The sequence below is a fragment of the Sphingomonas radicis genome (assembly GCF_051400635.1).
Classification (GTDB): Bacteria; Pseudomonadota; Alphaproteobacteria; order Sphingomonadales; family Sphingomonadaceae; genus Sphingomonas.
Genome location: NZ_JBLFFG010000002.1, coordinates 954,263 through 973,751, shown reverse-complemented (window position 1 = coordinate 973,751; position 19,489 = coordinate 954,263). Strand labels below are relative to the sequence as shown.

Sequence of the window (19,489 nt, the reverse complement as noted above, 5' to 3'; positions counted from 1 at the left end):
GGCTGGACGGGCCCGGGGCAGGTTCGTGCCGACCTCACGGCCACGCTGACGGGCCGCCCGAAGGAGAGGCAGCGCGATCTCCTCGCGATGTCGTGCGCTGGCTCCGTGCTGCGGGCTTCGAGTGCACCGCGACCGGATCGGAAGATCATCTGCTGGATACCGCGCGGCGGTTGCGCGAGGCCATTTACGCGCTGACGATGGGGCGCGTCGCAGGACAGGCGCTGCCTGCGGGCGCACGTACGGTTCTGAACGATATAGCGCAGCAGCCTGCGGCGGCGCCCCAGATCGGCTCCGGCGGTTTGGCACGGTTGTGCGGCGATGCCGAAGCACTGCTGACCTTCGTGGCGCGTGAAGCCGTCCTCCTGCTGGGCAGCGAAATGGCCGATCGGGTGCGCCAATGCGGCGGCGATGGATGCGCGATCCTCTTCCTCGATACCTCGCGGGCGGGTGAGCGCCGTTGGTGCTCGATGGCAGCGTGCGGCAATCGCCACAAGGTCGCCGCTTTTCGCGAGCGCAAGCAGAAATCGCCGGGTCGCTTCTGAGGTCGTTTCCGTATGCGAAGAGCGCCCGGCCACCGGGAAAGCCGGCGATAATCTCATAACGTTCCTTGCAATTGCGAGTTACTAGCATTAGCGGCGCTATCCTCGGGGACACGCGTCTTGGCTCGGTCGTCGTCGACTACGCTCGCGTCTCCTTCCCTGCTTTGCCGGTCGGCCTCTCGGCTTCCGGTCTGGCTGGGTGGGACGATTGCGGGCCGGTCCGGCGCGGCGGCGGCGATGATCGTGGCATGGGAAGACAAAGGGGAAACGATGCGTCGTTCATTTGCTCTGCTGCTGACGAGCTCTGCCTGGCTGTTCGTGCCGGCGCTGGCGCTCGCACAGGAAGCGTCGCAGCAGCAGGACACGCCGCCGGATTCGGAGGAAGCAGCCGGCGAGGACATCGTCGTGACCGGCTATGGCCGAAGCGACGAGCCGACCACTGCGACCGGGCTACCGCTCACGCCGATCGAGACCCCGCAGACGATCAGCGTCATCACGCAGCAGCAGATCACCGATCAGGCGCTGATCTCGATCAACGACGCGCTCGACTATGCCGTGGGCATTTCGAAGAAGGACATCGATCGCGGCCGCAGCGCGATCTCCTCGCGCGGCTTCGAAGTTCAGAATTTCCAGCTCGATGGGGCGCCCTTTGTCAACGGCAATGTCGGCTTCGGCGAGACGAGCACCGCGCTGTACGAGCGCGTGGACCTGGTGCGCGGCGCGGCGGGCCTGATGCACGGGGCGGGCGATCCGTCGGCAGTGGTCAACCTGATCCGCAAGCATGCGGACAAGGAGGAGTTCGCCGGCACCGTCAGCCTCGAAGCCGCTTCCTGGGACCGCCTGGCAGCGACGGTCGACATCCAGTCGCCGCTCAATTCGGCGGGGACGGTGCGCGTGCGCGCGGTTGCCCAGGCCTATCAGCAGGACGGGTTCGTCGATCGCGAGGAGCGCAAGGGGCTGGTCCTCTATGGCGTGCTCGATGCCGATCTGGGCGAGCGCACCAAGCTGTCCTTCGGCGCCAGCTACCAGCGCGACGATCGCGACGGCGTGATGTGGGTGCAGCTCCCCTATTGGTACACCGACGGCACGCGGACCGACTGGTCGCGATCCAAGACCACCGGCGCCGACTGGGGGCATTGGGACACCACTGAGATCTCCGCCTTCGCGACGCTGACGCACGATCTGGGCGACGGATGGAAGATCCGCGGCGATCTCGGCTATCACAAGGGGCTCGAAGATTCGAAGCTGCTGTGGCTCGACGGAACGCCCGATCGAGTGACCGGGCTGGGCATGAACAGCTATGGCTATTGGTACAAATCCGAGCCCGAGCAATGGCACGGCAGCATCCAGGCCAACGGCACCTTCTCGTTGCTAGGCGGTACCCATGATCTCTCCTTCGGCGCGATGGCGAGCTACCTCGAAGGCGGCTGGACCAATCGCGATCCTGTTGCGATCGATCCCGTCGGTGATTTCAATCGCTGGGACGGCGCGCTTGCCGATCCCGAATGGGGCGAGCGCTATGTGCTGTCCGATCTGGGTAGCACCACTCAGGCTGCGGTTTACGGCACGACGCGGATCAGCCTGCTCGATGGCCTCAAGCTGATCGGCGGTGGACGCCTGAGCAGCTTCAAGCGCAAAGAGGAAGCGATCTCGGACAGAGCCGCCTATAGCCTGACATACAAGGGCGTGTTCACGCCCTATGCCGGGCTGGTCTATGACATCACCGACAATCTGTCAGCCTATGCGAGCTACACCAATATCTTCAAGCCGCAGGGCAATCTGCGCGATCGGGAAGGGCAGCTTCTCGCCCCGCTCGAGGGGAAGAGCTACGAAGCGGGTGTGAAGGCGCTGCTGCTGGGTGGCAAGCTCCTCGCGACCGCTGCGGTGTACCGTATCGAGCAGGAGAACCTTGCCGTGCCCGATCCCGGCCAGTTCGTGCCGGGCACGTCCAATCCAGCCTATCGCGGGGCGAAGGGAACCGTCGCCGAGGGCTATGAGCTGGAAGTCGTCGGCAAGATTACCTCGCAATGGGACGTCAGCGCGGGGTGGAGCCATTATCGCGCGGAGGATGCGGAGGGCGTGGACGTGCTCAGCCACCAGCCGCGCCGGGTGTTCAATTTCGCGACCGCCTATGGTTTCACCGGCGCGCTGAACGGACTGCGGATCGGCGGTTCGCTCAAATGGGAGAGCCAGCCGCCGGTCACGGCGACCAATCCCGGCACGAGGATCGTGGAGCGGATCGGCCAGCCTGACTACGCCATCGCAAACATCATGGCGCGCTACGATCTGAACGAGCAGGTGTCGCTCCAGCTCAATGTCGACAATCTGTTCGACCAGACCTTTTTCAGCGGCAACAGCTGGTTTCCCGGCTTCGTCTATGGCGAACCCAGAAATGCGCGCGTGACGCTGAAATACGCCTTCTGACATTCCCATTCGCGGCCTCGCTGCCTAAGATCGGCCGCAACCGATCCGAGGCTACGATATCCGATGCGCCACTTGCTCCTGATGCTGTTCTGCTTCGTCGCCGCGCCCGCCGCGGCGCAGACCGCGCCTGCTCCCGCGGCCAACCCGCGCGTGGCGCTGGAAACCACCGCGGGCCGGATCGTTGTCGAGGTCTATGCCGACAAGGCGCCGGTCACCGCGAAGAATTTCCTGCGCTATGTCGATGCCAAAAGGCTCGACGGGATCAGCTTCTACCGCGTCGTGAAGGTGCAGGACCGGTTCGGCTTTGTGCAGTTCGGCGTGCAGAATGCGCCCGCGAAGATATATCCGCCGATCAAGCATGAGCCGACCAGCGAGACCGGCATCAAGCATCTGGAAGGCACGCTTTCGATGCCGCGTCTCGCGCCGCGAACGGCGCGCGGCGAATTCACGATCAGCGTCGGGGATCAGCCTTCGTTCGATGCCGATCCCACCCGGCCCGGCGACAATCTGGGCTATGCCGCCTTCGCGCGCGTGGTCGAGGGGATGGACGTGGTGCTCAAGGTCTTCGACGCGCCGCTCTCGCCGACGAAGACGCTCCAGGGCAGCTTCAAGGGCGAAGTTCCGGCGGCTCCGGTGAAGATCCTCACCGCGCGTCGCGTGAAGGGCTGAAGCGCATCATCGCGCGCGTTTCTCGAGATAGAGATAGGCGGGGTCGAACTCCGCCACCTGGCGCAGGCCCGCCGAATCGAGGATGGTCACCTTGCCGCTGCGGAACTCGACGAGCTCGCGTTCGCGCAACTCCTTGAGCACGCGATTGACGTGGACGGGCGTGAGTCCCAGGCATTCGGAGAGTATGATCTGCGTGACCGGAAACGCATATTCGCCTTCGCTCGGCATGCCGGCAAGGGCGAGGCGGACCTGAAGCTCGCAGAAGAGGTGCGCGGTCCGCTCCAGCGCGTTGCGGCGGCCTAGCGACACTTCCCATTCGCGGTGGATCGCGGCGTCGAGATTGGTGAGGAACCACAGCACGCGCGCAAGGTGCGGGTGCTGTTCGGTGATTCCGGTCAGCTTCTCGTGCGGCACCTGGACGATCTTGCACGGCGTGAGCGTCATGATGTTGTGGTCGAGCCGCTTGAGCGTGAAGCTGTGCAGGTCGGCGAAGTCGCCCGCGACGTGCAGCTCGGTGATCTGGCGCTGGCCGTCGCTCAGATCCTTGTACCGGCAGAGGAAGCCTTCGATCAGCAGCGTCGAGGCATTCACCTCGCGTCCCGCCGTGATGAAAGTGTGGCCTGCCGGAAGCGTCTGCACCGGCAAGGCTGCGTCGCGCAGCGCGCGCTCCTCTTCCGCACTGATGTCGTCACGCGCCCGGAGCTTGATCAGCAGCTTGTCGATCATGTCCCCCCTGATGCGCTGGGCGACTCGTCGGGAATCACATCGACCGCCGCGCTGAACGGCACGACCAGCACGACCGTCCCATGCTCTTCGGCAATCTCGATCCGCCCGCGCAGATCGATGAGGCCTTGGGTCCGCAGCTCGTCGCTCAGCATCGAACGGACGCCCGCCACCGCCTGGGCCCGCGCCGCGGCCAGGTCGGGAAGGTCATGGCCTTCTTCGTCGGGGACGAAGCCAAGGCTGTTCACGACGTTGAGATGATAATGCGCCACGCGCGTGTGCGCCCCTATTGTTGTGTCCGGTCCTGGTTCTTCACTTCGCCCGCCGTGCCGCTCACCCCGTCGGGCACGCCGGTGGGCTCGAGCGGCGACGTGTCATCGCCGCCCTCCACAGCATCCGCCTCGTCCGAGCGCGACTGGATCGCCTGCTCGATATCCGGCCGCGGATCCTTGTCCGCGCGATCGAGTTCGGGATCGCGGTTGATGTCTCCCATGGTGTTTCTCCCTCGATCGTTCGTGCTCATGCGAGCGGCTGCCCCGGCGCCGTGCCGGGATCGCCCCCGGGCTGGGGCGCGGGGATGTCGACGTCCGGCGCCGGCGGGGTGAGCTCGGGCGGCGGCGCAGTCGGTTGTCCCGGCTGCGAAGGCTGGGCGGGAGTGGGCACCGGCCGTTCGGGAGGCGCGGTGGGGACGGGCGGTTCGACAGGCATCGGTTGCTCCTTTTGCCGCTCCCAACGCGCGGCGTTGCGCGCAAGTTGCTTCGCGGCTTGCTCCCGGACCCACGACTGCTATAGAGCCCGCCGACCGGCGGTGCCCCTGCGGGCGTGGCGGAACTGGTAGACGCGCCAGATTTAGGTTCTGGTATCGAAAGGTGTGGGGGTTCGAGTCCCTTCGCCCGCACCAGGCACCGTCGCTCTCTGATCAGCGTCCCGGCGCCGCGATCTCATTCTTTTTGGAAGTTCGAACTGATGCAGACTGTCGAGACGTTGAACGAGGGCCTGAAGCGGGCTTACACGCTCAAGATCACTGCCAAGGACATCGACAAGAAGGTCGATGCCGAAGTGAAGCGGGTCGCGCCGCAGGTCCGCATGCCCGGCTTCCGTCCCGGCAAGGTCCCCGCAAACCTCGTGCGCAAGATGCATGGCGAGGCGCTGGCGCAGGACGCGCTCAACAACTCGATCCAGGAAGGCATCCAGAAGCTGCTCGCCGAGCACAAGCTGCGTCCGGCGATGCAGCCGTCGGTGAGCCTCGAGGGCGATTACGCGCCCGGCAAGGACGCCGAGATCAAGGTCGAGCTCGAAGTGCTTCCCGAAGTGCCGGCTCCGTCGATCGACGGCCTCAAGCTCGAGCGCCTGACCGTTCCGGTCAGCGACGAGGCGCTCGACGAGCAGCTCAAGCAGCTCGCCAGCGGCCAGAAGTCGTGGGAAGACGCCCCCGCCAAGCACAAGGCGGCTGCGGGCGACCAGGTCGTGATGGACTTCGTCGGCAAGACCGCGGACGGCGTCGCCTTCGAGGGCGGCACCGGTGAAGGCATGGCAGTCGAGATCGGCTCGGGCCGCCTGATCCCGGGCTTCGAGGATCAGCTGGTCGGCGTGAAGGTCGGCGACGAAAAGCAGATCAGCGTCACTTTCCCGGAGGACTACGGCGCCAAGAATCTCGCTGGCAAGCCCGCGACCTTCGATCTCAAGATCACTGCGGTGCAGACCGCCGGCGAGACCAAGATCGACGATGATTTCGCCAAGCAGCTCGGCCTGCAGGACCTCGAGCAGCTCAAGGGGCTTCTGAAGGGCCAGATCGAACAGCAGCTGGGCGGCCTCACCCGCACCTACATGAAGCGCAAGCTGCTCGATCAGCTCGCCGCCGGCCATGATTTCCCGGTGCCGCCGTCGATGGTCGAGGCCGAGTTCCAGCAGATCTGGCATCAGCTCCAGCACGAGGCCGAGCACGAGGAAGACCCGGCCGCCGCCAAGGCCGAGCTCGAAGCCGAGCGCGACGATTACTTCAAGATTGCCGAGCGCCGCGTGCGCCTGGGCCTGCTCCTCTCGGAGATCGGCACTGCCAATGGCGTTGAAGTGACGCAGCAGGAGATGAACCGCCTCGTCGCCCAGGCCGCGTCGCAGTACGGCCCGGAAGATCGCCAGCGCTTCATCCAGTATGTCCAGCAGGAGCCGATGGCTGCCGCGCAGCTCCGCGCTCCGCTGTTCGAGGACAAGGTCGTCGACTTCCTGTTCGAGAAGGCGGAGATCAGCGATCGCGAAGTGACGCGCGAGGAGTTGGAAGCCGCGATCGAATCCGACGAGGGCTTCGACACCGGCACGCACCACCACGACCATGACAACCACAAGCCGCGCGCCAAGAAGGCTGCCGCCAAGAAGCCCGCCGCTGAGGAAGCCAAGCCGGCGAAGAAGGCCAAGGCTGAGCCCAAGGCCGAGGAAGCCGCGGACGAGGCGCCTGCCAAGAAGGCCGCGAAGCCGAAGAAGGTCGAGAAGGCCGACATCGAGCCCGCGGCCCCCGGCGACGATCTCGTCGAGGCCGAGCCGGTGAAGAAGGCAGCGACCAAGAAGGCTCCGGCCGCCAAGGCAGAAGAGGCTCCGGCCAAGCCCGCCAAGAAGGCCCCGGCCAAGAAGAAGGCCGAATAAGGCTTAACTCGGCAAACCGTCACCCCGGCCTTGTGCCGGGGGCCACGGTGCCGCACACTAATGGACAAGAGGCTCCAGCTTCCCGCTCAGTCTCTCGGTGGACCCCGGCACAAGGCCGGGGTGACGAAGTGAGGGTGGGGTGACCGAACCGCGCATCGCAGTGCTTCTGCCCTGCTACAATGAGGAAGCCGCGATCGCGCAGACGGTCGCCGGCTTTCGCGCCGCGCTCCCCACCGCGACGATCTACGTCTACGACAACAACAGCCGCGACCGCACGATCGAAGTCGCGCGCGCGGCCGGCGCCGTGGTCCGCAGCGAGCGGATGCAGGGCAAGGGCAATGTCGTGCGCCGGATGTTCGCGGATGTGGATGCCGACATCTATGTGATGGCCGATGGCGACGCGACCTATGACGCCAGCGTCGCGCCGCTGATGGTCGAGCGGCTGCTGCACGAGGGGCTCGACATGGTCGTCGGCGCCCGCATCGAGCAGGAGACCAGCGCCTATCGCCGTGGGCATCGCTTCGGCAATCGCGCGCTCACCGGCATCCTGGCGCGCCTCTTCGGCCGCACCTTCACGGACATCTTCTCGGGCTACCGCATCTTCTCGCGCCGCTTCGTGAAGAGCTTTCCGGTGCTCTCGGCGGGTTTCGAGATCGAAACCGAGATCAGCGTCCACGCGCTCGAGCTCAAGATGCCGGTGGGCGAAGTCGAGACGCGCTATTTCGCGCGGCCCGAAGGTTCGCACTCGAAGCTCAGCACCTATCGGGACGGTTTCCGGATCGCCTACACCATCGCCACGCTCTATCGGATCGAGCGCCCGATGCTGTTCTTCGGCGTGGCCGGCGCGGCGCTGGCGCTGCTCGCGGTGCTGCTCTCGATTCCGCTGGTGATCACCTATGTCGAAACCGGCCTCGTTCCGCGCTTTCCCACGGCGATCCTCGCTACCGGGCTGGTGATCCTCGCGTTCCTGAACTTCTTCTCGGGGCTGATCCTCGACACGGTCGTCCGCGGCCGCCGCGAAATGCGCCGCCTGGCGTACCTGGCGCTGCCGGGGGTGTTTTCCTGATCCTAATCCTCCCCCGCCAGGGCAGGGCTATCGCATATGGAAAGTGTTGCCGGTGCGGGAACGGGGTGCGGCAAAATCTCCCGCTCGTCCTGAGCTTGTCGAAGGACGTTCTTCGCTTCCGGCCGGGCACTGACAGCGAGGGAAAAGGCCCTTCGACAAGCTCAGGGCAAACGGAATTTCCATATGCGATAGCCCTGCCCTGGCGGGGGAGGATTGAAGACTATCCCTTCACCAACCCCAGCCCGATCAGGCTCTCGGCGCTCGCGATGATCGCCTCCTCGCGCGACCGTGGCTGCCATCCCAGCACTCGCCGCGCCTTCTCGTTGCTCGCACTCGCCTTGATCCCCAGCCGCGGCACCGCTTCGCGCGCTAGCGGGTTGAAGATCGCGAGCATGCGTATCACCCAATCGGGAAGCTGGCGCTTCGGCACCTTGGCCGCGGCGGTGCCGAAGCGGTCGCGCAGCACGGCCGCCATTTCGTGGAACGACATCGCTTCGCCTGCCACCGCCAGGAAGCGCTCGCCCGCTGCGGCCGGATCGGTCATCGCGCGCATATGCAGGTCGGCCACGTCGCGGACATCGACCACGCCCAGATAGAGCCGCGGCGTTCCGGGCATCCTGCCGTCGAACATGGATTTGATCAGCCAGATCGACGTCGAGAGATCGTCGTTCAGCGCCGGGCCGAATATGGCCACGGGGTTCACCACTGCCAACTCCATCGCTCCGCCTTCGCGCGCGACGAAGTCCCACGCCGCGCGCTCCGCCATGGTCTTGGATTTCATGTACGGCTGTACCGAGGGCCCGTCGGGATCGGTCCACTCTGCCTCGGTGTAAGGCGCGTCGCGGTTGCCGTGGCCATAGCCGATCGCTGCGAACGACGATGTAAGCACAACCCGCTTCACGCCTGCCTCGCGAGCGGCGCGCAGCACCCGGAGCGTTCCGTTCACCGCGGGGCGGATCAGCTCCTGCTCGTCCTTGGGCTGGGCAGGCGGGAAGGGGGAGGCGACGTGATGGACGAACGTGCAGCCTGCCGCTGCCTCTGCCCAGCCGCCGTCCTGCTCCAGGTCCGCGGCGACGAAGTGCAGCCGGCTCGTGTCGGCACCTGCGCGTTCGAGCGCCGCCCGCACCTCGGCCTCGCGCGTGAGGCTTCGCACCGTCGTACGCACCTCATGGCCCGCGGCGAGCAGCTGGAGGATCACATGGCTACCCACGAAACCGGAGCCGCCAGTCACGAGCACGGGTTGGTTCGTCATCGCAACGATGTGGGAAGAGCCCGGCGGGCTTGCAATGTAGGATTCCGCCTGCTTGGCTTGCGGTCAGGCCCGGACCGACGACATCGTGAAAGAATATTGCGAGATGCACGCGATTTCCGTGAAAAGAGTCAAATCTGCGGTCCGTTGCCTGGGCCTCCGTCCGGCCATGCCCCCTTGCGCGGCCTTGCCCGAGCGCCGATGTAAGGGGCTGGGCAAAACAGACACATGAGATTCCCACACATGCATCCGCTTTCCGGTCAGATGACCATTGATCCCGTTACCGGCGGTCTCGTTCCCATCGTCATCGAACAGTCGAGCCGTGGCGAGCGCAGCTTCGACATCTTCTCGCGCCTGCTGCGCGAGCGCATCATCTTCGTGACCGGCGGCGTCGAGGACCATATGGCCTCGCTGATCACTGCCCAGCTGCTCTTCCTCGAGTCCGAGAACCCGAAGAAGGACATCTGGATGTACATCAACTCGCCGGGCGGCGTGGTGACTGCCGGCATGGCGATCCACGACACGATGCAATATATCCGTCCGCGCGTCGGCACGGTCTGCATCGGTCAGGCAGCGTCGATGGGCAGCTTCCTGCTCGCCTCGGGTGAGCCGGGTCTGCGTGTGGCGCTCACCAATGCGCGGATCATGGTGCACCAGCCGTCGGGCGGTGCGCAGGGCATGGCCTCGGACATCGAGATCCAGGCTAAGGAGATTCTCCGTATTCGCCAGCGGATGAATGACCTGTATGCCAAGTATACGGGCCAGCCGCTGGAGCGGATCGAGCGCGCGATGGATCGCGATACCTTCCTCGAGGCCAATGAGGCCAAGGAGTTCGGGATCGTCGACGAAGTGTACGACAAGCGGCCGCAGCCGACCGAGGACGCAGCAGCCGCCTGAGTTTACTGAGCCGTCCGCGGGCGAGTCCCGCCGGACGGCGGTCAACCGCTTGGCGGGGCCGATTATGGATTGCCGGACGGGAACCCGCGTGTAGGATGGCGGGTAGTGGCTACGCGTCCGGCGCGTAAAGGATGGATTGAATGACTAAGCTCAGCGGCGGCGACTCCAAGAGCACGCTTTACTGCTCGTTCTGCGGCAAGTCGCAGCACGAGGTACGCAAGCTCATCGCCGGACCCACCGTCTTCATCTGCGACGAGTGTGTCGAGCTCTGCAACGACATCATCCGCGAAGAGACCAAATCGGCGCTCGTCAGCAAGAAGGACGGCGGCGTCCCCACGCCGCAGGAAATCTGCGACGTGCTCGACGATTATGTGATCGGGCAGAAGCAGGCCAAGCGCGTGCTCTCGGTCGCGGTGCACAACCACTACAAGCGGCTCAACCACGGCGCCAAGGGTGCCGATGTCGAGCTCGCCAAGTCGAACATCCTGCTCGTCGGCCCCACCGGCTGCGGCAAGACATTGCTCGCGCAGACGCTGGCGCGCATCCTCGACGTGCCGTTCACCATGGCCGATGCGACGACGCTCACCGAAGCGGGTTACGTCGGCGAGGATGTCGAGAACATCATCCTCAAGCTGCTCCAGGCTTCCGACTACAACGTCGAGCGGGCGCAGCGCGGCATCGTCTACATCGACGAGATCGACAAGATCAGCCGCAAGGCCGAGAATCCCTCGATCACGCGCGACGTGTCGGGCGAGGGCGTGCAGCAGGCACTGCTCAAGCTGATGGAAGGCACCACCGCTTCGGTGCCCCCGCAGGGCGGCCGCAAGCATCCGCAGCAGGAGTTCCTGCAGGTGGATACGACGAACATCCTGTTCATCTGCGGCGGCGCCTTCTCGGGGCTCGAAAAGATCATCGGCGATCGCCTCCAGGGCAAGTCGATCGGCTTCGGCGCGCATGTCGCCGCGCCCGACGAACGCCGCACGGGCGAGACGCTCAAGCAGGTCGAGCCTGAGGATCTCCTGAAGTTCGGCCTGATCCCCGAGTTCGTCGGCCGTCTGCCGGTGATCGCGACGCTCGAGGATCTCGACGTCGATGCGCTGGTGAAGATCCTCACCGAGCCGAAGAACGCGTTGGTCAAACAGTATCAGAAGCTGTTCGACATGGAGCAGGTCAAGCTCGGCTTCAACGACGACGCGCTCACCGCGGTCGCCAAGAAGGCGATCGAGCGCAAGACGGGCGCACGCGGGCTTCGCTCGATCCTCGAGGGCATCCTGCTCGACACGATGTTCGACCTGCCGTCGATGGACGGCGTCGATGAAGTGATGGTCGACAAGGACGTGGTCGGGGGCACCAAGGAGCCCGTGCGCGTCTACGCTGAGAAGAAGAAGGCCGGCGACGCCGCCTGACGGCGTGGGGGCGCCGGGAGGCGCCCTCAGCCGAAGCCCTGCGTCCGCGCCCAGGCGAGGAACAGCTCGGGCCACGCCTCCGCCGGCTTGTCTGCAGCCTTTCGCATCCCGAAGCCGTGGCCGCCCGCGGTGAACAGATGCGTCTCGACCGGAACGCCCGCAGCCTTCAGCGCGGCCCGGAAGAGCAGGCTGTTCTCGACCGGCACCGTCCCGTCGTCCTCGGCATGGACGAGGAAGCAGGGCGGCGTGGTCTTGGTGACGTTGCGGTCCGGCGAATGCGCGGCCTCCAGGGCAGCGGAGGCGTTTTCGCCGATCAGTTGTGCCCGCGAGCCCGCATGGGCCACCGGCTTGGTCATCGAGATCACCGGGTAGATCGGCGCAGCGACGAACGGGCGGGCGGAAACGGTGTCGGCCTCGTCGACGCGCTTGTAGGTGTCTGCCGCGAAGCGCGTGGCGAGATCGGCGCAGAGGTGCCCACCCGCCGAGAAGCCGATCGCCGCGACATGCTCCGGATCGAGCCCGTCCCGTGCGGCGCGTGAGCGGATCAGCCGCATGGCCCGCTGGGCATCGGACAGCGCCGTGTTTGGCCCCGCCGCCCAGCCGTCGCCGGGCAGCCGGTAGAAGAGCACATAGGCCGTGAAACCCCGCGCCGCGAGCCAGCGTGCGAGCTCATAGCCTTCATGGTCGACGACGATCCGCGCATAGCCGCCGCCCGGCATAATCAGCACCGAGGCCCCGTTGGCGATCCGCGGCCGGAAAACGACCAGTCGTGGGACGGCGACGCCGCTCACTGTCCGGTCGGTCAGTCCGGTATCCTTGCTGCGCTGGACCACCGTCTCCACCGGCAGCTTCGCCGGACGGCCGGGCGCGCCCTTGGGCCAGAGGTCGATCGTCTCGCTCGGCTCCGGGAGGCCGGCAGGCAAGGGCGTATCCTTGGCCGCGGGCGGAGCGGTCTGCGCCGCGGCAGCGAGCGGGGCCGCCAGACCGGCGAGGAGAGCGGAACGGCGGTCGAGCTTCATTGGCACCTCTCGTCGACGTCCGGCCTCAGGTGCCGGGCTGGATATAAGGCACGCGGGCAAACAACTCCCGCTGCCATTTGCGCGGGTCGTTCGCCACATGCGAGTGCATATCGAAGATCATCGTGGCGCGCTTGTCGAGGGTGTAGCGCGGCCAGGCCGGCAGCCGCTTGTGATTGGGATCACCGGTCCTGGCGAAGGCGACGAAGCTCTCCTGCATCGCCTGCGACACCGTCCGCGCATCGGCAGCCGTCCCGGTCTGCGAACCCTCCGCACCCAAGGTTCCGAACACGAGCGGGATGTCGAGCGAATGGAAGGCTCCGCGCCGCGGATCGGTGCGCGAGCCGAAGTCCAGCTGATAGACCCAGCCCGGCGCACCGGCACGCGCGCGCTCTTCGGCTTCGATCACCTGGCCGCGCCAGCTCCGCCCGGCCGTGGTGGCGTCGTAGAAGACCTGGGTCGGCGACCAGTCGGGGAACCTGGTGCGATACTGTGCCACTACCCATTCAGGCAGAATGTCAATGCGAAGCTCGGGCGCGATCCGCTCGGCGATATTGTCCCAGCTCAGGTCGCGGACCTTGGGCGAATCGGGTGCGACGAAGGCGCGCGTCTCGTCGTGCGTGTTGCCCAGGATCATCGGAATGCCGAGCGATTGCGGGTGGGCGTCGGGCCAGAACGGATGGCGGGTGAGCCATTTCATGTCGAGCACCGGCCCGAAATAGACTCCTCCGCCGAGGATAGGATCGGTCGCTGCCAAACCGTCGACGAGCTTTTCCACCGGCATCGCGAGCAACGCGTTCAAGCCTGTTTCCTGGATACCCAGCTTGGCAAGATAAGCGCGTGTCCGCGCAGTTGCGTTGAGCGGTCCTGAGGCCGTGACCTGCTGCCCGCTCATCGTCGCAGCCCGGTGGAACAGGCCCTTCGCCGCGGGCATTCCCATCATCGTCGCGATCTTGGCGCCGCCGCCCGATTGGCCGAACACCATCACGCAGCTCGGATCGCCGCCGAACGCAGCGATATTGTCGCGCACCCACTGGAGCGCGAGGATCAGGTCGAGCTGCCCCAGATTGCCGCTGTCCGCAAAGCGCGGGTCAAGACGGGCGAGATAGAGATAGCCGAGCGCGTTGAGCCGGTGGTTGACCGTCACGACCACTACGTCGCCGCGCGCCGCAAGCGCCTGGCCGTCGTTGAGCGGATCGGTCACGCTGCCCGACGAATAGGCGCCGCCGTGGATGTAGAGCATCACCGGCTTGCGGGCGCGGGGGTGCGCGTCGGCGGTCCAGATGTTGAGGAACAGGCAGTCCTCCGACTGCGGCCCATAGCGATCACTCGATTGCGGACAGACAGGGCCAAAGGCGTCGGCGCGCTGAACTCCAGCAGGGGCCGGCACCGGCTGTGGCGCCCGAAAACGCGCGGCGCTGCCGTAACGGATGCCGCGGAACGCGCGCACACCGTTTTCGATTGTTCCCTGGAATGCACCAGCCTTGCACCGGATGGGTATCAAGGAGGTTTGAGCGAGCACCGGCGCCGCCGCAAGCATTGCGCCCGTTCCGCCGATCATGGCGCGCCGGGAGAGAGGAAGACGGGTTTGCTCGCGTTCGCTCATGGCTTCTCCTCACCCGTATATTCCGCGGTAGCGGTTGCTTGCGGCATCGGGTAACCGGTGTCAGATGCGATTGCAACGTTGCGCCCATAGCCATTCAGAACCACATAGCCGAAGATGACCAACGCCCTCCGCATCCACGCCGACGATCATGTGGCGACTCTGCTCGAACCCGTTTCGGCGGGCGATTCCGTGACGGCTGACGGCGTCGACATTACCGCCAGTGCTGACATTCCCAAGGGGCACAAGATCGCGTTGACTGACGTCGCGCGCGGTGCCGACGTGGTGAAGTTCGGCTTCCCGATCGGCCGGGCCACGGCCGACATACGTGTCGGCGATCATGTCCATGTTCATAATCTGGCGACTGGTCTCTCGGGGACGCTCGACTATGGCTATCACCCGGTGGACCGGCTGCACTCAGCCGTGCCCGCCGGGCGGAGTTTCCTGGGTTATGTCCGCCCGGACGGGCGCGTCGGCACGCGCAACGAGATATGGATCCTGCCGAGCGTCGGCTGCGTCGGCCGCACCGCTGAGCGGATTGCGGCGGAGGCGGGACGACGCCACGCGGACGAGGTGGACGGCGTTCATGCGTTTCCACACCCTTATGGCTGCTCGCAACTCGGCGACGATCTGGGCGCGACGCGCAAGATGCTCGCCGCGCTAGCCGCGCACCCCAACGCAGGCGGCGTGCTGCTGATCGGTCTCGGCTGCGAATCGAACCAGATTGCTCGACTGCTCGAGGAGCTGCCCGACAGCTACAAGCCGCGCATCCGCACGCTGATAGCGCAGAATTCTGCCGACGAAGTCGAAGAGGGGCTAGCGCTGGTTGCGGAACTCGCGGCCGAGGCGGCGAAGACACAGCGGGAGCCGGTGGGGCTCGACCGGCTCGTGCTCGGCGTGAAGTGCGGCGGGTCTGATGGCTTCTCGGGCCTCACCGCTAATCCGCTGGTCGGCCGGATGAGCGATCTGGTTGCCGCGGCCGGCGGCAGCGTGATCCTCACCGAGATCCCCGAAATCTTCGGCGCCGAGCAGATGCTGATGGATCGTGCGGAAAGCGCGCCGGTGTTCGAGGAGGTCGTCGGCGTGGTCAACGACTTCAAACGCTATTTCCTCAGCCATGGCGAGCCCGTTTCCGAGAATCCTTCGCCCGGCAACATCGCCGGAGGGATCACCACGCTGGAGGAGAAGTCGCTTGGCGCGGTGCAGAAGGCTGGCCATGCCATTGTCTCCGACGTGCGCCGCTATGGCGAGCGCATCCGCCGAGCCGGGCTCACCTTGCTCGAAGCGCCGGGGAACGACGCCGTCTCTTCGACAGCGCTCGCAGCATCGGGTGCGACGGTGATCCTCTTCACCACCGGTCGCGGCACGCCGCTCGGCTTCCCCGTGCCGACCGTGAAGATCGCATCGAACAGCGATCTCGCGCAGCGCAAGCCCGGCTGGATCGACTTTGACGCTGGGCAGGTGCTCACCGAAGGATTCGAGGCTGCGGAGGCTGCGCTGCTCGATCGAATCGTGGCGATCGTATCGGGCGCCGAGACCGCTGCCGAACGCAACGGCGAGCGCGAGATCGCCTTTTGGAAGCGCGGAGTGACACTCTAGCGCCACCGGCAAGATGGGGAGCGCAAAATTGGCCGTTGGTCCGCTTGCCCGTTGCCAATGACACCGGTTTCCCTTAATCGGCGGTGGAATTTGCCGCCAAGAGACACGTAGAGAGGAAGGGGCCAGGTGGGATCCGTTCAATTCGCCGACGAAGCACGCCGAATCGCAGAGGCTTTCGTCGAGGCCCGCCGTGCCAGCCAGGGGCTTCCGGATTATCCGGGCAGCATTCCACCAGCGCTCGACGATGCCTATCAGGTTCAGGATTTCGCGATCGGACTCGACGGGCGCCGCGTCGGCGGCTGGAAGGTGGGGCGGATCAATCCACCGCTGGACGGTGTCGACCGGCTCGCGGGGCCGATCTTCATGGACAGCATCTTCCATGCGAACGGCGAGACGATCGAGATGCCGATCTTCTCGCAGGGCTTCGGAGCCGCGGAAGCGGAATTCCTGCTCCGCTTCGGCAAGGCGCCGCTCGCCGGCAAGCGCAGCTTCACCGAAGATGAAGCCGCCGATCTGATCGACGCGGTGCACGTCGGCATCGAGATCGCCAGTTCGCCGCTGCCGACGATCAACGAACTGGGGCCGACGGTCACCATTTCGGACTATGGCAACAACAATGGCCTGGTGATCGGCCGCGCGATCCCGAACTGGCGCGAGGCAGGGATCAAATCCTGGCCGATCGAACTGCTGGTCAACGAGGAACTGATCGGTGCGGCGACAGCCGAGACGATGCTGGATGGCCCAGTGGGGGCAGTCCGCTTCCTGCTCGAACTGATGGCCGCGCGCGGGATTGCGCTCGAGCCCGGCCAATGGGTGTCGAGCGGGGCAGTGACCGGCGTGCACCGGGTGCAGCCGGGCGACGAAGTCTTGGCACGCTTCGGGGAAGGCTTCGACACGCGCTGCACGATCCGCGGGTCATGAACGGCGCCGCGGGCCGGATCGGACAGGTGTACAGAAGGGGCGCGTGATGCGGCTGGCGCGGCGCGAGTTGCTGGGCGGACTTGGCGTTTCCGCCGCCCTGGCGGCGATACCCGCCGCTGCCCGCGCGGAAGACGCTGATGCGGAGCTGATCCAGGCGCTCGACGGCGGTGGTTCCTATGCCGAGCGGATGGCGCGGCTCCAGCGTTTCGATGCCGCCGCACTTTCACCATCGCGACGCATCGACCTACTGACAGTGCGGGCTGCGCTCGCGATCGATGCCGAGCTCTCCGCGCTGCTTCCGGGCGGCAAGGCGGAAGGGCCGTATCGCGTGCCGTCTCTCGCCGAACCTAGCGTCTGGCGCCGCGCCAACGGTATGCGCGCCTATAATCTGCTGATCGAGCGTCAGATCGGCGCGCCCGTCGATCCCGAGACGGTGCACCGCCGCTTCGAGCAAGAGATCGCACAGCTCGGCACACGCGCCGACGAATTGATGCGTGGGCTTGGTTTCAAGTCCGGGAGCGTGGGCGAGCGCTACAAGGCGCTCTTCGCGGAGCCGCGCTGGCGCTATCCGGACAGCGATACCGGCCGGGATCGCGCCATCGCCGACATGAATCGCTGGCTAGACACGACGCGTCCGCGCGTGGCGGCGCTGATCGGTGCGGTGCCGCCCGAATGCCTCGCCGTGCGCAACCGCCGGATGAGCCCTGCCGAGGAAGCTGCTGGCAAGAGCGGCTATCGCGAGCTCCCTGCCGGGGGGATGCCGGGCGCTTATTTCGTCGATCTCAAAGACATCGCTCGGCGGCCGAGCTGGAGCCTGGCGAGCGTGGTCCACCATGAGCTGCTGCCGGGTCACATGATTCAGGGCCCGATCGAAGTCGCGGCGGATCCGCATCCGCTTCGGCTCGCTTACCTGCCGGGATTCGGAGAGGGCTGGGCGATCCATGCGGAGCAACAGATGGCTGCCGATGGCGCCTATCGCGGTGAACCGCTCGCCGAGCTCGGGCATATCCACTGGCTGCTTTTCCGCCTCGCGCGGGGCCTTGCCGACACTGGAATTCACCTCCATCGATGGAGCATCGAGCGTGCGCGCGCAGAGGTGGAGGCGGTCCAAGGCGTGCCAGCTTATTTCGCGGCATTCGAACCCGACATCGAACGGATTGCTCGAGAGCCGGGATTGCGTGCCGCGGAAGCGCTCACTTGGTTGAGCCTGGCGGATCTCGTGGCAGCGCAGCCCTCCTCCGCAACACGCAGGCAACTTCACCAACGCATCTTGCGTGACGGTCGCAAACCGTTGCGCCTGCTGCAAGAGGAGCAGGCGTGATACAGAGACCGGATTCGATGCGGCGCTCGGCTTTCCTCGCGCGCCAGTTACCACTATCAGGAACGCCGTTGCGCTATGCGGGACGCCGATAAACAGATGGGAGAGGCTGAATGAGCGATACCAGGGAGGCGGCTGTGATGGGCGCCGCGGGGCGCGTGGGGCGATATCGGTGGGTGATCGTTGCGCTGCTCTTTACGGCGACCGTGATCAACTATGTCGACCGTCAGATGATCGGCGTGCTCAAGCCGACACTGATGGCGGACCTGGGCTGGACCGAGAAGGACTTCGCAGGCGTCATCATCTGGTTCCAGTTCGCTTATGCTGCTGGGTATATCTTCTTCGGTAACTTCATGGATCGGGTCGGGGCGCGGGTCGGCTATACGATTGCCTTCGTAATCTGGCAGATCGCCCACATCGCCCACGGCGCTGCCAGCACGATGACGCAGTTCGCAATGGCGCGCTTTGCGTTGGGCATCGGCGAATCGGGCAACTTCCCGGCCGGCATCAAGGCCGTGACCGATTGGTTCCCGGCCAAGGAGCGCGCGTTCGCCGTGGGCGTGTTCAACGCAGGCGCGAACATCGGGGCGGTCATTACGCCTCTCGTCGTTCCGCTTCTCGTCGTCGCCTATGGCTGGCGCATGGCCTTCGTGATCACCGGCGTCGCCGCTTTCGGATGGCTCATCGCCTGGTGGATGATGTACCGCCACCCGCGCCAGCACCCCAAGGTGACCGAAGGCGAGCTGGCCTGGATCGAGCAGGACCCCGCCGATCCGGTCAAGCCGATGCCCTATATGACCGTGCTGTTCCGCCGGGAGACCTGGGCTTACTCGCTCGGCAAGTTCTTCATCGATCCGATCTGGTGGTTCTTCCTCTTCTGGCTCCCTGGTTATCTGTTCGAGCGCTACGACCTCAACCTGCTCACCTTCGGCCTGCCGCTCGCCGCGATCTACCTGATCTCCGACTTCGGCAGCGTCGCCGGAGGCTGGCTCTCGTCGAAGCTGATGGCCAAGGGCTGGACGGCGAACCGCGCGCGCAAGCTCACCATGTTCATCTGCGCCTGCCTGGTGATCCCGGTGACCTTCGCCGAATCGATCTCCAGCGTGTGGATGGCGGTGATCATCATCGGCATCGCGACCGCGGCGCATCAGGCCTTTTCAGCTAACCTCTATGCGCTGCCGGCGGACATCTTCCCGCGTGCGGCGGTGGGATCGGTGGTCGGCATCGGTGGCACCGTCGGCGCGATCGGCGGCATGCTGATGTCGTTCTACGCGGGTGAGGTGCTGCAGCGACTGGGGACCTATTGGCCGCTGTTCGCGGTCGCGGCGAGCGCCTATTTCCTCGCGCTGCTCTGCGTGCATCTGCTCTCGCCGCGCCTGGCGCGAATCGATATCGCGCAGGACGCTCAGGCCTGATTCGCCA

At 65.8% G+C, this 19,489-nt stretch carries 18 protein-coding genes and 1 tRNA gene; 12 read left to right on the top strand and 7 right to left on the bottom strand.

Annotated features, from left to right (window positions below):
• The first annotated feature begins 2 nt into the window (after nt 1-2).
• The 3 genes from ACMGDH_RS11500 to ACMGDH_RS11490 all read left to right on the top strand — a co-directional run bounded on the left by ACMGDH_RS11500 (nt 3) and on the right by ACMGDH_RS11490 (nt 3,632).
• Nucleotides 3-542 carry a CGNR zinc finger domain-containing protein gene (locus tag ACMGDH_RS11500; RefSeq protein ID WP_436828250.1) on the top strand — a complete coding sequence of 180 codons (540 nt, stop codon included), beginning with the start codon at nt 3-5 and terminating at the stop codon, nt 540-542.
• Nucleotides 543-809: 267 nt separating this feature from the next.
• A complete protein-coding gene (locus tag ACMGDH_RS11495) occupies nt 810-2,963 on the top strand; it encodes a TonB-dependent siderophore receptor (RefSeq protein WP_436828060.1) in 2,154 nt (717 codons plus the stop codon).
• Nucleotides 2,964-3,026: 63 nt separating this feature from the next.
• Complete coding sequence (locus tag ACMGDH_RS11490; protein WP_436828059.1) at nt 3,027-3,632, top strand: peptidylprolyl isomerase; 606 nt, start codon at nt 3,027-3,029, stop codon at nt 3,630-3,632.
• A 6-nt stretch (nt 3,633-3,638) separates the two neighbouring features.
• Here the strand turns inward: ACMGDH_RS11490 and ACMGDH_RS11485 are convergent, their stop codons facing one another.
• Genes ACMGDH_RS11485 through ACMGDH_RS11470 form a run of 4 tightly spaced genes read right to left on the bottom strand, consistent with a single transcriptional unit; the run spans nt 3,639 to nt 5,063 of the window.
• Complete coding sequence (locus ACMGDH_RS11485) at nt 3,639-4,358, bottom strand: Crp/Fnr family transcriptional regulator (protein WP_436828058.1); 720 nt, start codon at nt 4,356-4,358, stop codon at nt 3,639-3,641.
• Complete coding sequence (locus tag ACMGDH_RS11480) at nt 4,355-4,627, bottom strand: DUF6894 family protein (protein ID WP_436828057.1); 273 nt, start codon at nt 4,625-4,627, stop codon at nt 4,355-4,357. Before ACMGDH_RS11480 ends, ACMGDH_RS11485 begins: the two co-directional genes overlap by 4 nt.
• Nucleotides 4,628-4,641: 14 nt before the next feature.
• Nucleotides 4,642-4,848, bottom strand: a complete 207-nt coding sequence (locus ACMGDH_RS11475; protein WP_436828056.1) for a hypothetical protein — start codon at nt 4,846-4,848, stop codon at nt 4,642-4,644.
• Between the two features lie 26 nt (nt 4,849-4,874).
• On the bottom strand, nt 4,875-5,063 hold the full coding sequence (locus ACMGDH_RS11470) for a hypothetical protein (RefSeq protein WP_436828055.1): 189 nt from the start codon (nt 5,061-5,063) through the stop codon (nt 4,875-4,877).
• Nucleotides 5,064-5,171: 108 nt separating this feature from the next.
• Here ACMGDH_RS11470 and ACMGDH_RS11465 point away from each other — a divergent pair.
• The 3 genes from ACMGDH_RS11465 (at nt 5,172) to ACMGDH_RS11455 (ending at nt 8,058) form a co-directional block, all read left to right on the top strand.
• Nucleotides 5,172-5,256 (top strand) — tRNA-Leu (locus ACMGDH_RS11465).
• Between the two features lie 65 nt (nt 5,257-5,321).
• Entirely contained in the window at nt 5,322-6,992 is a 1,671-nt protein-coding gene (tig, locus tag ACMGDH_RS11460; RefSeq protein WP_436828054.1) for a trigger factor, read from the top strand.
• Nucleotides 6,993-7,131: 139 nt separating this feature from the next.
• Nucleotides 7,132-8,058, top strand: coding sequence for a glycosyltransferase family 2 protein (locus ACMGDH_RS11455; protein ID WP_436828053.1), 927 nt, complete (start codon nt 7,132-7,134; stop codon nt 8,056-8,058).
• A gap of 220 nt (nt 8,059-8,278) precedes the next feature.
• Here ACMGDH_RS11455 and ACMGDH_RS11450 read toward each other — a convergent pair whose 3' ends face one another.
• Nucleotides 8,279-9,310, bottom strand: coding sequence for an SDR family oxidoreductase (locus tag ACMGDH_RS11450; protein ID WP_436828052.1), 1,032 nt, complete (start codon nt 9,308-9,310; stop codon nt 8,279-8,281).
• A gap of 240 nt (nt 9,311-9,550) precedes the next feature.
• On the opposite strand from ACMGDH_RS11450, the gene ACMGDH_RS11445 reads away from it, so the two are divergent.
• A complete protein-coding gene (locus tag ACMGDH_RS11445; RefSeq protein ID WP_056613945.1) occupies nt 9,551-10,204 on the top strand; it encodes an ATP-dependent Clp protease proteolytic subunit in 654 nt (217 codons plus the stop codon).
• Nucleotides 10,205-10,344: 140 nt separating this feature from the next.
• Nucleotides 10,345-11,610: an ATP-dependent Clp protease ATP-binding subunit ClpX gene (gene clpX / locus ACMGDH_RS11440; RefSeq protein ID WP_436828051.1), complete on the top strand. Its 1,266-nt coding sequence runs from the start codon at nt 10,345-10,347 to the stop codon at nt 11,608-11,610.
• 26 nt (nt 11,611-11,636) lie between these two features.
• On the opposite strand, the gene ACMGDH_RS11435 is transcribed toward clpX, so the two are convergent.
• Together ACMGDH_RS11435 and ACMGDH_RS11430 are read right to left on the bottom strand one after the other, a co-directional pair.
• Nucleotides 11,637-12,629: an alpha/beta hydrolase gene (locus ACMGDH_RS11435; RefSeq protein WP_436828050.1), complete on the bottom strand. Its 993-nt coding sequence runs from the start codon at nt 12,627-12,629 to the stop codon at nt 11,637-11,639.
• 25 nt (nt 12,630-12,654) lie between these two features.
• A complete protein-coding gene (locus tag ACMGDH_RS11430) occupies nt 12,655-14,232 on the bottom strand; it encodes a carboxylesterase/lipase family protein (protein ID WP_436828049.1) in 1,578 nt (525 codons plus the stop codon).
• A gap of 114 nt (nt 14,233-14,346) precedes the next feature.
• On the opposite strand from ACMGDH_RS11430, the gene ACMGDH_RS11425 reads away from it, so the two are divergent.
• From ACMGDH_RS11425 to ACMGDH_RS11410, 4 genes are all read left to right on the top strand, one after another.
• The gene (locus ACMGDH_RS11425; RefSeq protein ID WP_436828048.1) at nt 14,347-15,828 is read left to right on the top strand and encodes a UxaA family hydrolase; all 1,482 of its coding nucleotides are present in this window, start codon (nt 14,347-14,349) and stop codon (nt 15,826-15,828) included.
• Between the two features lie 126 nt (nt 15,829-15,954).
• On the top strand, nt 15,955-16,749 hold the full coding sequence (locus ACMGDH_RS11420; RefSeq protein ID WP_436828047.1) for a 2-keto-4-pentenoate hydratase: 795 nt from the start codon (nt 15,955-15,957) through the stop codon (nt 16,747-16,749).
• A 46-nt stretch (nt 16,750-16,795) separates the two neighbouring features.
• Nucleotides 16,796-18,070, top strand: coding sequence for a DUF885 family protein (locus ACMGDH_RS11415; RefSeq protein ID WP_436828046.1), 1,275 nt, complete (start codon nt 16,796-16,798; stop codon nt 18,068-18,070).
• 110 nt (nt 18,071-18,180) lie between these two features.
• Entirely contained in the window at nt 18,181-19,482 is a 1,302-nt protein-coding gene (locus ACMGDH_RS11410; RefSeq protein ID WP_436828045.1) for an MFS transporter, read from the top strand.
• The last annotated feature ends 7 nt before the right edge of the window (nt 19,483-19,489 follow it).